Genomic DNA, 12565 nt, shown 5'->3' with positions numbered 1-12565 from the left:
GTATCCCAGAGCGCTCGTTGTTAACTGAGTGCTGAACGCAGACGCTCTGCAATACTGGATCCCCGCTTTCGCGGGGATGACGACTGGTTGGGTGGATAGTCCGTACTACGCCGCGTGCCGCGTCGCATCCGCGCCGAAATGTTCGATGTAGCGGCTGCTGATCGCCGACACCGGCATGATGATCAGCACGTCGGTGGTGCCGAACTGATGGTCGATCACCGCGCCCTCGCCGATCGTGGCGCCGAGCCGCAGATAGCCTTTGATCAGCGGCGGCAGCTCGCGCAGCGCGGCCTTTTGATTCACCGCGTCCTTCGGCATCCGGTTCATCTCGACATAGCGCGACGGATGCGCCTTCGCGCGCCAGGCTTCGGGCGCGGCCGCGTAGTGGTGCAGGAACGACAGCGGCAGCGCCAGCCGCTCCGGGTCGGTGCCGTCGAAGCTGGCGCAGCCGATCATGACGTCGACGCCGTGCTGGCGCACATAGCTCCAGATGCCGTGCCACAACAATTCGACGGTGCGCTTGTTGCGGTACGGCGGCAGCACGCAGGAGCGGCCGAGCTCGAGGAAGCGCAGCTGCGGATGCCGTGCGATCATGCCGGCGATATCGAACTCGTTCTCGGTGTAGAAGCCGCCGTGGCGGCCGGCGATGTCCTGGCGAAGTAACCGATAGGTGCCGACCACCGGCTGCTTGCCGCTCAGCGACGGCTTGGCGGCGTGGTCGATCACCATCAGATGATCGCAGATCTTGTCGAACGCATCCTTGTCGCGCCGCGCCAGCATCGTGGCCGCGTCGGCGATCGCGGTGCCGTCCTTGTAGAACACGCGGTAGCGCAGCTTCTGGGCGCGCTTGATGTCCTGCTTCTTCTGCGCCAGCCGCACTTCCAGCGCACCGAGGCGGCCCAGCGTGGCGGGCGACAGCGTCGGCGGCGCGATCGGCTTGCCGTGGTCGCCGATTTTCAGCGCCGGCTTGAACCAGGTGATCGCGGTCTGCGCTGCGGCGCCGGCAACCTCCGGGCGGAGCAATTTGATGAATTTCTTCGAACGGGCGAATTGGTCGGTCTGCATGGCATCCTCGTGACCGCCTGCAACCGAATCCAGGGGTGCGCGGCCTGCGCGCATCAAAGATCACGGGGTTCCGACAGCGTTGTGACACATCGATTGCCGCCGCATGACATGCTGATTGTGTTCGCGACTGATGTTGCGGTCTGGTAACAGGCTGCCGCGCCTAGGCGGCGAAAGACCGCGCGTCGGCGATATCGGCGAGGATGACGGCGAGCTTGTCGCCGTCGAGCGGCTTGATCAGGATGCCGTCCATGCCGGCCGCCAGGCAGGCGGCGCGATCTTCGGCGAGCGTGTTGGCGGTGAGCGCCAGGATCGGCGTCCGCGGCACGGCGCGGACGGCCTCCTGGTCGCGGATCTGCCGGCTCGCCGAGATGCCGTCCAGCACCGGCATTTGCACGTCCATCAGGACCAGGTCGAACGGCGCGCCGGTCGTCAGTGCGCTCTGCCACTGCCGCACCGCCTGGTCGCCATCGGTGGCAACGATCGCGCGATGACCGAGCTTGACCAACAACGCGCGGATCAGCAGCGCGTTGATGTCGTTATCTTCGGCGACCAGCACCGACAGCCCGGCGTGCGCCGGTTGGCGAGGCGCAAAGTCCGGCGGCTCGGTATCGGCAATGCCGGGCGCGACCACATCCGGCAGCGTGGCGCTGAGCCGTGCCGCAAGCGACGCCGCGCGCAGCGGCTTGACCAGATAGCCGGTGAACACCGCCGGCAGCGCCGGCAGGATCTCGGACCGGGCCGACGGCGTCAGCAGCACGATCCGCTGCACCGCATGCGGCTCGGCGCTGCGTGCCAGCGCCTCGGTGTCGGCCGCGCCGAAGCCGAAATCGATCAGCACCGCCGACCATGGCCGCTCCGGCAGCAGGGCATGCGCGGCGGCGATATCGGACAGCACGCAGGTCTGGGCGCCCCAGCGCTGCAGCCGATGCGCCACCAGCATCGCCTCGATGGTCTGCGGCGCGGCGATCAGGATCGACTGGCCTGAGAGATCGGGGGCCGCGAAGCCGTCGCCGCTGTCGGGCGCGATGGCATCGAGCGGCAGCGACACCGTGAAGGTGCTGCCGAGGCCCGGCTGGCTTTGCAGCGTGATACGTCCACCCATCCGGCGGACGATCCGTTCGCTGATGCTGAGCCCGAGCCCAGTGCCGCCGTAATTACGGGTGATGGCATCGTCGGCCTGCTCGAACTCGCCGAAGATGCGCTCCTGGGCCTCGAGCGGAATCCCGATGCCGGTGTCGCGCACCACGATATCGATCTCGCCGTCCCGGCCCGACTCGACCACCAGCGCGACGCCGCCTTCGGTTGTGAACTTGATGGCGTTGCCGGCGAGGTTCAGCAGCACCTGGCGCAGCCGCGCCGCATCGCCGATCACCTGGGCGGGCAGCCGCTCATGCAGGTCAGCGGCAATCTCGAGACCGCGCGCCTGCGCGCGCGGCGCCAGCAGTTCGGTGACGTCCTCGATCAATGGCGCCAGTGCGAACGGCGCCGCTTCGAGCTCGATCTTGCCGGCATCGATCCGCGCGTAGTCGAGCAGTTCGTCGATCAGCGACAGCAGCGCCTCGCCGGAGGTCTTGGCGGCGCGCGCATAGGTCGCCTGCTCGGCTGTCAGCTCGGTGTCGAGCAGCAGATTGCTCATCCCGATGATGCCGTTCAGCGGCGTGCGCATCTCGTGCGACGCCAATGCCAGCAACCGCGACTTCGTTCGCAGCGTCGCGTCGCGATCCTCTGCAGGGCGCGGTGTCGGGGCTGGCTGGTCGATCAGCGCGCAGCTGCGTTCCTCGGCGTCCTTCAGCTCCCAATTGCGGTCGGCGAGCGATTCATTGCGCAGGATCTCGATCTTGAGCTGCTGGCGCATCGCGCGCAGCCGCATGCTCTGCACCGCCAGGCCGAAGCACGCCAGCGCGAACAGGAAACTGGCGCCGATCGCGAAACTATGGGGATCGTAGTTCGAGACGTCGAGGCGGCTGCCGCTGATGAAGCCGTAGGCCCCGAAGAACGCGGCCACAAACACCAGCAGCGAGCGCAGCCCCAGGGTCAGCCGCGGAAATCGGCGCACGAAGGCGCGGCGTCGCGATCCGATCCGCAGCCTTCTGGTCATCCGCACCGCCTCCTGCCCGCCTCCACCAGTATCGAGGTTTCGGATTGCAAAGAGCTTGAGGGCTGCTCGTGTTCCGCGCAGCGCTGCCGGTAAGGTTGATCAGAGATTAAGAGCCGTTGCCCAGCGCGGCCGTGCTGATCGGCATGGCGCGGGTCGAGGCGCCGACCAGAAGCGCGGCGGCTTCGCGCTCGGTAAAGCGGCTCGACCGCACATAGATCCGATAGTCGGCGGCGCCGCTCTCGCGGGTCAGATAGATCACAGGCTCGGCAGCCGAGGGGTGCGCCGCGATGGCGATCAGCCGGCTGTCCGGCGTCGCCGCGCAGGCGCCGGCTTCGTCGCTACCGCTGTCGTCCGAGACGGCGAAGTCGGCGGCGTCCGGATCGTCGACGATCTGCACCCGCACATTGGCGCGGGCCGGATCGTCGGTGAAGCCGACATGGAGCTGCGCCATCCAGGCCGAAGGGGCGATCCGCACGATCTGATCACCGGCGGCGATGCAGGGCTGCGGCCCGGCGATCAGTTCACTGTGGGCGAACAGCCCCAGCATCAGCAATGGCGCAGTCGACGCCAGAACTCGGAAACCCAACATCACGCCAACTCGCGAACGCAGCCCCGAAACGCCGGGCTATGGTTGGCAGAGCGTAAAGAAAACTCATTACCGGGAGGTTTATGGCTACCGCAGGCGATTCACCATCATGCGGCGTGCCGGACGTCTTCGCCGAGCGCCCGGTAGGACAGCGCCTCGGCGAGGTGCAGCCGGCCGATCGTGTCGGTGCCGTCGAGATCGGCGAGCGTGCGGGCGACGCGCAACACGCGATGATAGCCGCGCGCAGTCAGCCGCATGGTTTCGGCGGCGTCGCGCAGCAATTTGAGTCCGGCCGCATCCGGCTGCGCCACGGTTTCCAGCGCCGCGGCGGGGGCTTCGGCATTGGTGCGGATCTGCGGCAGGCCGAGCGCCGCGTAGCGCCGGCGCTGCACGTCGCGCGCTGCGGCGACCCGGGCCGCGACCTCGCGTGAGCCTTCCGCCGGCGGCGGCAGGATCAGGTCGGCGGCCGTCACCGCCGGCACCTCGATGCGCAGGTCGATGCGGTCCATCAGCGGGCCGGAGATGCGCGACTGATAGTCGGCGCTGCAGCGGTCGACGCGGCCACGCTTGCACGCATAGCCAGGCTCATAGGCGCGGCCGCAGCGGCATGGATTCATCGCCGCCACCAGCATCACCCGCGCCGGATAGGTGACGCGGGCATTGGCGCGCGACACCGCGACCTCACCGGTTTCGAGTGGCGCCCGCAGCGAATCCAGCACGCGGGCATCGAACTCCGGCAGTTCGTCGAGAAACAGCACGCCCTGATGCGCCAGCGAGATCTCGCCGGGACGCGCCTTGAGGCCGCCGCCGGTCAGCGCCGCCATGCTGGCGGAATGATGCGGCGCCCGGAACGGCCGCCGCGCCGTCAGCGCGCCGTCGCGGATTTCGCCCGCCACCGAGGCGATCATCGAGACTTCGAGCAATTCGCCCGGCGACAGCGGCGGCAGGATCGACGGCAGCCGCGCCGCCAGCATCGATTTACCCGAGCCGGGTGAGCCCACCATCAGCAGATGATGGCCGCCGGCCGCGGCGATCTCCAGCGCCCGCTTGGCGCTTTCCTGGCCCTTGATGTCGCGCAGATCGAGCGTCGAGGCTTCGGCTTCGTGCACCCGCGGCTGCGGCCGGCCGAGCAACTGCGTACCTTTGAAATGGTTGGCGAGCTGGATCAGCGAGCGAGCCGCGATGATCTGCAGATCTGGGCTGGCCCAGGCGGCTTCGGACCCGCAGGCGGCCGGGCAGATCAGCCCCTCGTCGCGGGCGTTGGCGGCGATCGCGGCGGGCAGCACGCCGGCCACCGCGGCGATCGAGCCGTCGAGGCCGAGCTCGCCCAGCACCGTGAAGCCGGCGGTCGCGTCGGTCGGGATCGCCCCGATGGCGGCCATCAGACCGAGCGCGATCGGCAGGTCGTAATGGCTGCCCTCCTTGGGCAGATCTGCGGGAGCGAGGTTGACGGTGATGCGCCGCGCCGGCAGCGCCAATCCGGAGGCGATCAGCGCCGAGCGGACCCGCTCGCGCGCCTCCGACACCGCCTTGTCGGCCAATCCGACCACCGCGAAGGCCGGTAGTCCGGGCGACACCTGGACCTGAACATCGACGGCGCGTGCCTCGATGCCTTCGAATGCCACAGTGGAAACGTGTTGGACCATGCCGCCCTCGCCGCGCAACGCTAGCCCGGTTCCCGCACTCGTTCAAGAACATTAGCAGAACATTGCCCGCGCCTCGGCGTCAGGCCGTCGTCCGCGTCTTGGTCTCACGAGCGATTTCGGTGAGATCGACTTCGAGCCGGGCCATCATCAGCAACTGGACCGCGGCGCCGATGCCGAGATCCTCTGCCTGTTCGATGGCGAGGTTGATGGTCGATGCAAGATGATCGACCGACGCGGCGCTGGTGCCGATGTCGGCAGACGCCGGTTGCGCCGAGATGGAGCGCGATGACTTGGACGAAGTACCCATACGACCACCTGCGGTCCGACAGCAAAATACAACGCGCCGCATCCGACGTTCGCTGGCATGCGGGGCGATCGAGACGCGATCGGCGACGATGCCGCTACGCCTGATCAGCCGAATGCCTGCGTCCGGTCATTCTCACGATCCGTCCTAACAGTCTGCAAGACCAGTCGGTTGGGAGCAGGCCGCGTCGGATCGTCAGCGTGACCTCAGCCGAGGTCGGCAACCAAATACTTGAAAGCCGCAGGTTAAAGCCGAAGTCGACTCAGTTCTAGCGGTAAAACGTCGGGAGGAGCCGCCTACGACTTTTTACTTAGCCGGCGGTACTATCCATCGACGCGGCGTCGGTATCAACGCATCGAAATCAATGTCAGCGTATGCGGCCGGTTCGAAACAACCAGCCTCTGAGCGTTGAGTGCAGTTTTCGAGCGAGGCCGCCGATCGACTCGGCCGATGGCGCTGCAGTGCCGTATCTGGTACGCGGCGTTACGCCCGCTTGGCTTCGATCACGTCCCAGATCCGCGCCGCGACATCCGGGCCGCCGAGCCGCGCGATGGCGCGGATGCCGGTCGGCGAAGTAACATTGATCTCGGTGAGGTAACCGTCGATCACATCGATGCCGACGAACAGCAAGCCGCGCTCGCGCAGCTTGGGGCCGAGCGCCGCACAGATCGCCCGCTCCTTCTCCGACAAATCGGTCGCGGCCGCAGCACCGCCGCGCACCATGTTGGAACGCAGATCGTCGGCGGCCGGCACGCGATTGACGGCGCCGGCGAACTCACCGTCGACCAGGATGATGCGCTTGTCGCCGTGCTTCACTTCCGGAAGGAAGCGCTGGATCACCCAGGGCTCGCGGAACGTCACCGCGAACATGTCGTACAGCGAGCCGAAATTGATGTCCTGCGGCAGCACGCGAAACACCGCCGCGCCGCCATGGCCGTGCAGCGGCTTCATCACCACCGCGCCGTGCTCGGCGCGGAACGCGTTGATCTCGTCGAGGTTGCGGCTGATCAGCGTCGGCGGCATCAGCTCAGGAAAATCCATCACGAACAACTTCTCGGGCGCGTTGCGCACGCTCGCCGGATCGTTGACCACCAGCGTGTGCGGATGGATGCGCTCGAGCAGATGCGTCGAGGTGATGTAGGCAAGATCGAACGGCGGGTCCTGGCGCAGCAGCACGGCGTCGAAGCCGCGCATGTCGACGCGCGCCGGCTCACCCAGCGTGAAGTGATCGCCCTCCTGGTCGCGCACCGCCAGTGACTGCACCGAGGCGACCACGTCGCTGCCGCGCAGCGACAGCTTATCGGGCGTGAAGTACGAGACCGTGTGGCCGCGCTTCTGCGCTTCGAGCAGCAGCGCGAATGTCGAATCGCCGCGGATGTTGATCCGCGCGATGGGGTCCATCTGGACGGCGACCTTCAATGTCATGCACAGCTTCCGGGATTGCGAACCAAAGGACTGTCGGCGGAAAGGGCTATCGGCCGATCGGCCGCGGCGGTCAAGCGCTGGCGTCGAACGCCGCCGGCAGATGCTGCGGCAGCCGCCGCGGCGCCACCAGTACGGCGTCGAACCGCAGCTCGAACGCGGCGTGTTCGGGATGTGCCATCAGCCAGGCCTGCGCGGCCGCGATGATGCGCTGCTGTTGCCGCGGCGTCACCGCATAGGCGGCGTCCTCGAGCCGGGCCCGCGCCTTGACCTCGACGAAGGCGATCAGGTTGCGCCGCTGCGCCACGATGTCGATCTCGCCGTATGGCGTTTTGAAGCGCCGCGCCAGAATGCGGTAGCCCTTCGCCATCAGCAGCGCCGCGGCGCGCGTCTCGGCCGAGAGGCCGGTCTGGAACGCGGCGACGCGTTCGGGGGCGGGCGGCGTGTCAGTCTTCGCCATCGCCCGCCTCGCGTGGCCGGAGTTCGAGCGCGCGGGCATAGATTTCCCGGCGCGGTCGGCCCGAGATCTCGACCGCCTGCGCCACCGCGTCCTTGACGCTGTCGCGTTGCAGCGCCTCCCGCAGCCAAGCGTCGAGCGCTTCGGGCGTCATCGCCTGGGCGCCCGCATCGGGCGGGCCGATCACCACGACGAATTCTCCGCGGGTGTCGAGCGTTTCCGCGGTGGCGGCAAGCTGCTGCAGCGGCGCGCGGCGCACCTCCTGGTGCAGCTTGGTGAGCTCGCGGCACACCGCGGCGTCGCGATCGCCCAGCACCTCGGCGAGATCGCGCAGGCTGTGGTGGATCCGGCTGCCGGCCTCGAACAGCACCAGCGTGGCGTCGATCGCGGCGAGTTCGCCGAGCCGGTTGCGCCGCGCGCCCTGCTTGTGAGGGAGAAAGCCGTCGAAGAAGAATCGGTCGGTCGGCAGTGCGGCGAGCGTCAGCGCCGTCAGCACCGCCGAGGCGCCGGGCAACGCGATCACCTCATGACCGGCGGCGGTGGCCTCGCGCACCAGCTTGTAGCCGGGGTCGGAGATCAGAGGCGTGCCGGCGTCCGAGATCAGTGCGATCGAGCTGCCGCGCGCCAGCCGCTCGAGCAGCTTTGGCCGCGCCTGCGCGGCATTGTGCTCGTGATAGGCCGTGAGCTGGGCCGAGATGCCGTAGCGCTCGGTCAGCCGGTGGCTGATTCGGGTGTCTTCGCAGGCGATCAAGTCGACGCCGGCGAGCGTCTCGAGCGCCCGCAGCGTGATGTCGCCGAGATTGCCGATCGGGGTTGCGACCAGATACAGGCCCGGCGCGGCCCGCGGCGCAGTCAGCTTCTGGCCGGCCACAATGAAGCTGCGCGCCTCGGCATCGGCGGTCGGATCGGTCGGAACGGGACTGGGTTTGGCACGCATGGGCTGACTGTAGGGGAAAAGGCGCGGTACCGGACATCACATTCGTCGGCTTCGGGCGGCCAGCATAAACCTTTTGTTTTGGTTAATCATTCGCCGACATTATGATGCGGTGTCCGCGCCGGCCGTGCGCGGATCGGATCGGCTGGCGCCGGATCCGCGTGCGTGACATCGGGACGGCGGCGCCGGCTCGATTGTCCAAACCATCTTTCGCGACCGAAGCGTCCCAGACCGTTCAAGAGGTGCCATGGCAGATCCGCGCGACCCCACCAGCAAGCCGATGCGCGCCACGCGGCGAACCGCGATGGGTCTGCTGCTCGGCGCGCCGCTGCTCGGCGCCTGCTCGGGCGTGCAGCAGACTCTGACCAACCAGTTCGGCCAGCAGCCGCCGCCCGATGGGGCGCAGCCGCAACCGCAGACCCAGGCGGTCGGCAACGGCAGCGTCAAGGTCGGCCTGGTGCTGCCGCTGTCGGCGCCCGGCAACGCCGGCGTCGCCGCAACGTCGATGAAGAACGCCGCCGAGATGGCGCTCGCCGAATTCAACAATCCAGACATCCAGTTGCTGATCAAGGACGACACCGGCAATCCGCAGGGCGCGCAATTCGCCACCCAGCAGGCGCTCGACGAGGGCGCCGAGATCATCCTGGGGCCGCTGTTCGCGCAGTCGGTGCCGGCCGCCGCGTCGCTCACCCGCGCCCGCGGCATTTCGATGATCGCGTTCTCGACCGATTCGAGTGTCGCCGGCCGCGGCGTCTATCTGCTCAGTTTTCTGCCGGAGTCCGACGTCAACCGAATCATCGGCTACGCGTCGAGCGTCGGCAAACGCTCCTACGCGGCGCTGCTGCCGGAGAACGCCTATGGGGGCGTGGTCGAAGCGGCGTTCAAGCAGATCGTCAGCAGCAAGGGCGGGCGCATCGCGGCGTTCGAGAAATACGGCGCCGACCGCGCCGGCGCGGCGCGCACCATCGCGCAGGCCTTGACGGGCGCCGATGCGCTGCTGCTCGCCGACGACGGCGATTCACTCGCCAGTGTCGCCGATGCGCTCACGGCGGCGGGCGCGGATCTGCGCCGGCTGCAGCTGCTCGGCACCGGGCTGTGGGACAATCCGCGGGTGTTCGCCACCCCGGCTCTGCAGGGCGGGCTGTATGCTGCGCCGGATCCGTCCGGCTTCCGCAATTTCTCCGGCCGCTACCGCACCCGTTACGGTCAGGACCCGGTCCGCACCGCGACGCTGGCCTATGACGCGGTGGCGCTGGTCGCCGCGCTGGCCCGCACCCTGGGCGGCAAGCGGTTCTCCGGCGAGGTGCTGACCAATCCGTCCGGCTTCGCCGGCATCGACGGCCTGTTCCGCTTCCGCGCCGACGGCACCAACGAACGCGGCCTCGCAGTCATGAAGGTCGCCACCGGCGGCGCCCAGGCGGTGGCCGGCTCGCCGAAGAGTTTTGGGGCCTGATGGCGTTGCTTGCCGGTTGAGGTTTGCCCTTGTCGGTCAAGGTTTGCGCTCCGCCCAGGCGAGCAGCGCGTCGAGCGCCGGGCAAAGCGATTGACCCCACTCGGTGAGGCGGTACTCCACTTTCGGAGGCACCTCCGGATAGACCATGCGGGCGACGATGCCGTCGGCTTCGAGCTGACGCAATTGCTGAGTCAGCATTTTCTGCGACACGCCGGGGATGGCACGCTCGAGTTCGGAAAAGCGCAGCACGCTACCGCCGAATAGATGGAACAGAATTAGGAATTTCCAGCGGCCTTCGAGTAGTCGGAACGCGGTTTCGAGTCCTTCCGCCGCAGTCAGTGGCGTGTGGCCCTGGTTACTTCGAGGTAAGTCACCGACTTTCTTGTCCGTTCTTGTCATCCAAGCAGCCTACGACCAGCTCTTCGGTGTCGCAATCATGCGACCGATTTCAGCCAGAGAGGTCTCATGAGTGTTCTGCTCCCCGCACCAATCGCCGCTTATTTCGACGGCTCCAACGACCGGGCGCCGCAAGCCGTGGCTGCGGCCTTCACGCTCGATGGTGAGGTTCATGATGAGGGACAGATCCATCGAGGGCGCGACGCGATCGCGGCGTGGAAGCGCGCGGCGCTCGACAAGTACCGGATGCAGATGGTGCCGTTGAAGGTGGAGCGGTCTCAGCACGCGGTGGTCGTCACGGCTTCGGTGGCGGGGGACTTTCCCGGCAGTCCACTGCAACTGAACTATCGCTTCGGTCTCGATCACGACGGCATCAAATCGCTGCAGATCGGCGCGTAACCTGCCAGACTAAGCCGCCAGATCCGCCACGACGGCGTCGAGCACCGGGAAGCCGGCGAGCGTGACGCGGAGGCGGCCGTCGGCGTCGACCGCGATGGCGCCTTCTTCGCGCAGCACGGCGATCCGGGACGGGTCGAGCGAGCGGCCCGACAGCGCCTGATAACGGCGCGGGTCGATGCCCTCGGCGAGCCGCAGACCCATCAGCAGGAATTCGTCGGCGCGCTCTTCGCTGTTGAGGCGTTCGTCGGTGACGATGCCATGGCCACTGCCTTCGACCCGCATCAGCCAGCTCTCGGGCCGCCGCTCGGTGGCGGTGGCGTAGCGGATGTTGCCGATGTCGAGCCGGCCATGCGCACCGGGGCCGACGCCGGCATATTCCTGGCCGCGCCAATAGACGAGGTTGTGCTTGCACTCGGCGCCAGGGCGGGCGTGGTTGGAAATCTCATAGGCCGGAAGGCCGAGTTCGGCGCAGACCGATTGCGTGACGTCGTACAGCGCGCGCGACGCCGATTCGTCCGGAGTCAGCAGCTTGCCGGCGCGATGCAGCGCAAAAAACGGCGTCTCGGCCTCGATCGTCAGTTGATACAGCGACAGGTGTTCGGCGGCCTCGCCGATCGCGCGGCGCAGTTCGGCTTCCCACATCGGCGGGGTCTGGCCGGGGCGCGCATAGATCAGGTCGAACGAGTAGCGATCGAATACCGAGCGGGCGATCGCCACCGCATCCATCGCTTCCTGAGCGGTGTGCAGCCGGCCGAGAGTCTTCAGCGACGCGTCGTCGAGCGCCTGCACGCCGAGCGAGACGCGGTTGATGCCGGCCGCCCGATAGCCGCGAAATCGCGTCGCCTCGACGCTGGTCGGATTGGCCTCGAGCGAGATTTCGGCGTCCGGCGCCACGCGCCAATGTTTGCCGATCGCGTCGAGAATCGCCCCGACGGTCTGCGGCTGCATCAGCGACGGCGTGCCGCCGCCGAGGAAGATCGATGTCACGTCGCGCGGGCCGATGCGTTGCGCGGTGGTTTCGATCTCGCGCGCAAACGCCGCGGCGAAGCGCTCTTCGTCGATCGCGGCGTGGCGGACGTGGCTGTTGAAGTCGCAATACGGGCACTTCGACAGGCAGAACGGCCAATGCACGTAAACGCCGAAGGCCGGTTTGCCGGAGACTTGGTCGGAGCTAGCCGGCAAGGCAGATCTCCGCCAGTTTGACGAACGCCTTGGCGCGATGCGACAGGCCGAGCCCAAGCGGCGGCAGACCGTGCTTCTCGATGCTGGTCATTTCGCCGAAAGTGCGATCGAAGCCGTCGGGCAGGAACATCGGGTCGTAGCCGAAGCCGGCGGTGCCGCGCGGCGGCCAGACCAGCGTGCCGTCGGCGCGCGCCTCGACCTCCTCGACATGACCGTCCGGCCAGGCGACGCACAGTGCGGAGACGAAATGCGCGCTGCGCTGCGCTGGCGCTGCGGCGCCGCGCTCCTGCAGCAGCCGCTCGATCTGCGCCATCGCGGCCCCGAAATCCTTGCTGTCGCCAGCCCAGCGCGCGGAATAAATTCCTGGTGCGCCGCCGAGCGCATCGACCGCCAGCCCTGAATCGTCCGCGAACGCCGGGAGTTGCGCGGCTTGCGCGGCCGCCTCGGCCTTGATCCTGGCATTGGCCTGGAAGCTGTCGCCGGTCTCGTCGGGCTCGCCGAGGCCGAGCTCGCCGGCCGACACTGCCTCGATCCCGTAGGGGGCCAGCAGTTCCCGCATCTCGGCCAGCTTGCCGGGATTGTGGGTGGCGATGACGAGCTTGCCGGTGATTCGACGATGCATG

General features: G+C 67.8%; 13 protein-coding genes. 2 read left to right on the top strand and 11 right to left on the bottom strand.

The genetic code is table 11. The features are described from left to right. Window positions 1-105: 105 nt before the first annotated feature. The 8 genes from LPW26_RS17710 to rsmI form a co-directional block, all read right to left on the bottom strand. A complete protein-coding gene (locus tag LPW26_RS17710) occupies window positions 106-1065 on the bottom strand; it encodes a GNAT family N-acetyltransferase (protein ID WP_238736827.1) in 960 nt (319 codons plus the stop codon). Window positions 1066-1225: 160 nt separating this feature from the next. Beyond that, on the bottom strand, window positions 1226-3163 hold the full coding sequence (locus LPW26_RS17705) for an ATP-binding protein (protein WP_238736826.1): 1938 nt from the start codon (window positions 3161-3163) through the stop codon (window positions 1226-1228). Between the two features lie 106 nt (window positions 3164-3269). After that, a complete protein-coding gene (locus LPW26_RS17700; RefSeq protein WP_238736825.1) occupies window positions 3270-3752 on the bottom strand; it encodes a hypothetical protein in 483 nt (160 codons plus the stop codon). Between the two features lie 104 nt (window positions 3753-3856). Continuing rightward, window positions 3857-5395, bottom strand: a complete 1539-nt coding sequence (locus tag LPW26_RS17695) for a YifB family Mg chelatase-like AAA ATPase (protein ID WP_238736824.1) — start codon at window positions 5393-5395, stop codon at window positions 3857-3859. A gap of 79 nt (window positions 5396-5474) precedes the next feature. After that, window positions 5475-5702: a hypothetical protein gene (locus LPW26_RS17690; protein WP_238736821.1), complete on the bottom strand. Its 228-nt coding sequence runs from the start codon at window positions 5700-5702 to the stop codon at window positions 5475-5477. A gap of 480 nt (window positions 5703-6182) precedes the next feature. Continuing rightward, on the bottom strand, window positions 6183-7124 hold the full coding sequence (gene gshB / locus LPW26_RS17685) for a glutathione synthase (protein WP_238736819.1): 942 nt from the start codon (window positions 7122-7124) through the stop codon (window positions 6183-6185). 70 nt (window positions 7125-7194) lie between these two features. Beyond that, window positions 7195-7581, bottom strand: a complete 387-nt coding sequence (locus LPW26_RS17680; RefSeq protein ID WP_238736818.1) for a YraN family protein — start codon at window positions 7579-7581, stop codon at window positions 7195-7197. Continuing rightward, window positions 7568-8515, bottom strand: a complete 948-nt coding sequence (rsmI, locus tag LPW26_RS17675; RefSeq protein WP_238736817.1) for a 16S rRNA (cytidine(1402)-2'-O)-methyltransferase — start codon at window positions 8513-8515, stop codon at window positions 7568-7570. Before rsmI ends, LPW26_RS17680 begins: the two co-directional genes overlap by 14 nt. Window positions 8516-8759: 244 nt before the next feature. On the opposite strand from rsmI, the gene LPW26_RS17670 reads away from it, so the two are divergent. Continuing rightward, a complete protein-coding gene (locus tag LPW26_RS17670) occupies window positions 8760-9965 on the top strand; it encodes a penicillin-binding protein activator (protein WP_238736815.1) in 1206 nt (401 codons plus the stop codon). A 36-nt stretch (window positions 9966-10001) separates the two neighbouring features. On the opposite strand, the gene LPW26_RS17665 is transcribed toward LPW26_RS17670, so the two are convergent. Continuing rightward, window positions 10002-10364 carry a winged helix-turn-helix transcriptional regulator gene (locus LPW26_RS17665; protein WP_238736814.1) on the bottom strand — a complete coding sequence of 121 codons (363 nt, stop codon included), beginning with the start codon at window positions 10362-10364 and terminating at the stop codon, window positions 10002-10004. Window positions 10365-10430: 66 nt separating this feature from the next. On the opposite strand from LPW26_RS17665, the gene LPW26_RS17660 reads away from it, so the two are divergent. Beyond that, window positions 10431-10760, top strand: a complete 330-nt coding sequence (locus LPW26_RS17660; protein ID WP_238736812.1) for a nuclear transport factor 2 family protein — start codon at window positions 10431-10433, stop codon at window positions 10758-10760. A gap of 9 nt (window positions 10761-10769) precedes the next feature. Here LPW26_RS17660 and hemW read toward each other — a convergent pair whose 3' ends face one another. Both hemW and rdgB read right to left on the bottom strand, forming a co-directional pair. Beyond that, window positions 10770-11942 carry a radical SAM family heme chaperone HemW gene (hemW, locus tag LPW26_RS17655; RefSeq protein WP_238736811.1) on the bottom strand — a complete coding sequence of 391 codons (1173 nt, stop codon included), beginning with the start codon at window positions 11940-11942 and terminating at the stop codon, window positions 10770-10772. Next, window positions 11932-12564 (bottom strand): RdgB/HAM1 family non-canonical purine NTP pyrophosphatase, encoded by a 633-nt coding sequence (gene rdgB, locus LPW26_RS17650; RefSeq protein ID WP_238736809.1) that lies wholly within the window; start codon window positions 12562-12564, stop codon window positions 11932-11934. The genes hemW and rdgB overlap by 11 nt, the downstream gene beginning before the upstream one ends. Between the last annotated feature and the right edge of the window lies 1 nt (window position 12565).

Origin of the sequence: Rhodopseudomonas infernalis (assembly GCF_022271405.1) — a bacterium.
Classification (GTDB): domain Bacteria; phylum Pseudomonadota; class Alphaproteobacteria; order Rhizobiales; family Xanthobacteraceae; genus Rhodopseudomonas; species Rhodopseudomonas infernalis.
The sequence above is the reverse complement of the archived record's forward strand: the minus strand, read 5'-3'. Positions and strand labels throughout refer to the sequence as shown.

What these genes read in the sequence shown, in the direction of transcription:
- LPW26_RS17710 (WP_238736827.1), bottom strand. Translation starts at nt 1,065, where the DNA reads ATGCAGACCGACCAATTCGCCCGTTCGAAGAAATTCATCAAATTGCTC.
- LPW26_RS17705 (WP_238736826.1), bottom strand. Translation starts at nt 3,163, where the DNA reads ATGACCAGAAGGCTGCGGATCGGATCGCGACGCCGCGCCTTCGTGCGC.
- LPW26_RS17700 (WP_238736825.1), bottom strand. Translation starts at nt 3,752, where the DNA reads ATGTTGGGTTTCCGAGTTCTGGCGTCGACTGCGCCATTGCTGATGCTG.
- LPW26_RS17695 (WP_238736824.1), bottom strand. Translation starts at nt 5,395, where the DNA reads ATGGTCCAACACGTTTCCACTGTGGCATTCGAAGGCATCGAGGCACGC.
- LPW26_RS17690 (WP_238736821.1), bottom strand. Translation starts at nt 5,702, where the DNA reads ATGGGTACTTCGTCCAAGTCATCGCGCTCCATCTCGGCGCAACCGGCG.
- gshB (WP_238736819.1), bottom strand. Translation starts at nt 7,124, where the DNA reads ATGACATTGAAGGTCGCCGTCCAGATGGACCCCATCGCGCGGATCAAC.
- LPW26_RS17680 (WP_238736818.1), bottom strand. Translation starts at nt 7,581, where the DNA reads ATGGCGAAGACTGACACGCCGCCCGCCCCCGAACGCGTCGCCGCGTTC.
- rsmI (WP_238736817.1), bottom strand. Translation starts at nt 8,515, where the DNA reads ATGCGTGCCAAACCCAGTCCCGTTCCGACCGATCCGACCGCCGATGCC.
- LPW26_RS17670 (WP_238736815.1), top strand. Translation starts at nt 8,760, where the DNA reads ATGGCAGATCCGCGCGACCCCACCAGCAAGCCGATGCGCGCCACGCGG.
- LPW26_RS17665 (WP_238736814.1), bottom strand. Translation starts at nt 10,364, where the DNA reads ATGACAAGAACGGACAAGAAAGTCGGTGACTTACCTCGAAGTAACCAG.
- LPW26_RS17660 (WP_238736812.1), top strand. Translation starts at nt 10,431, where the DNA reads ATGAGTGTTCTGCTCCCCGCACCAATCGCCGCTTATTTCGACGGCTCC.
- rdgB (WP_238736809.1), bottom strand. Translation starts at nt 12,564, where the DNA reads ATGCATCGTCGAATCACCGGCAAGCTCGTCATCGCCACCCACAATCCC.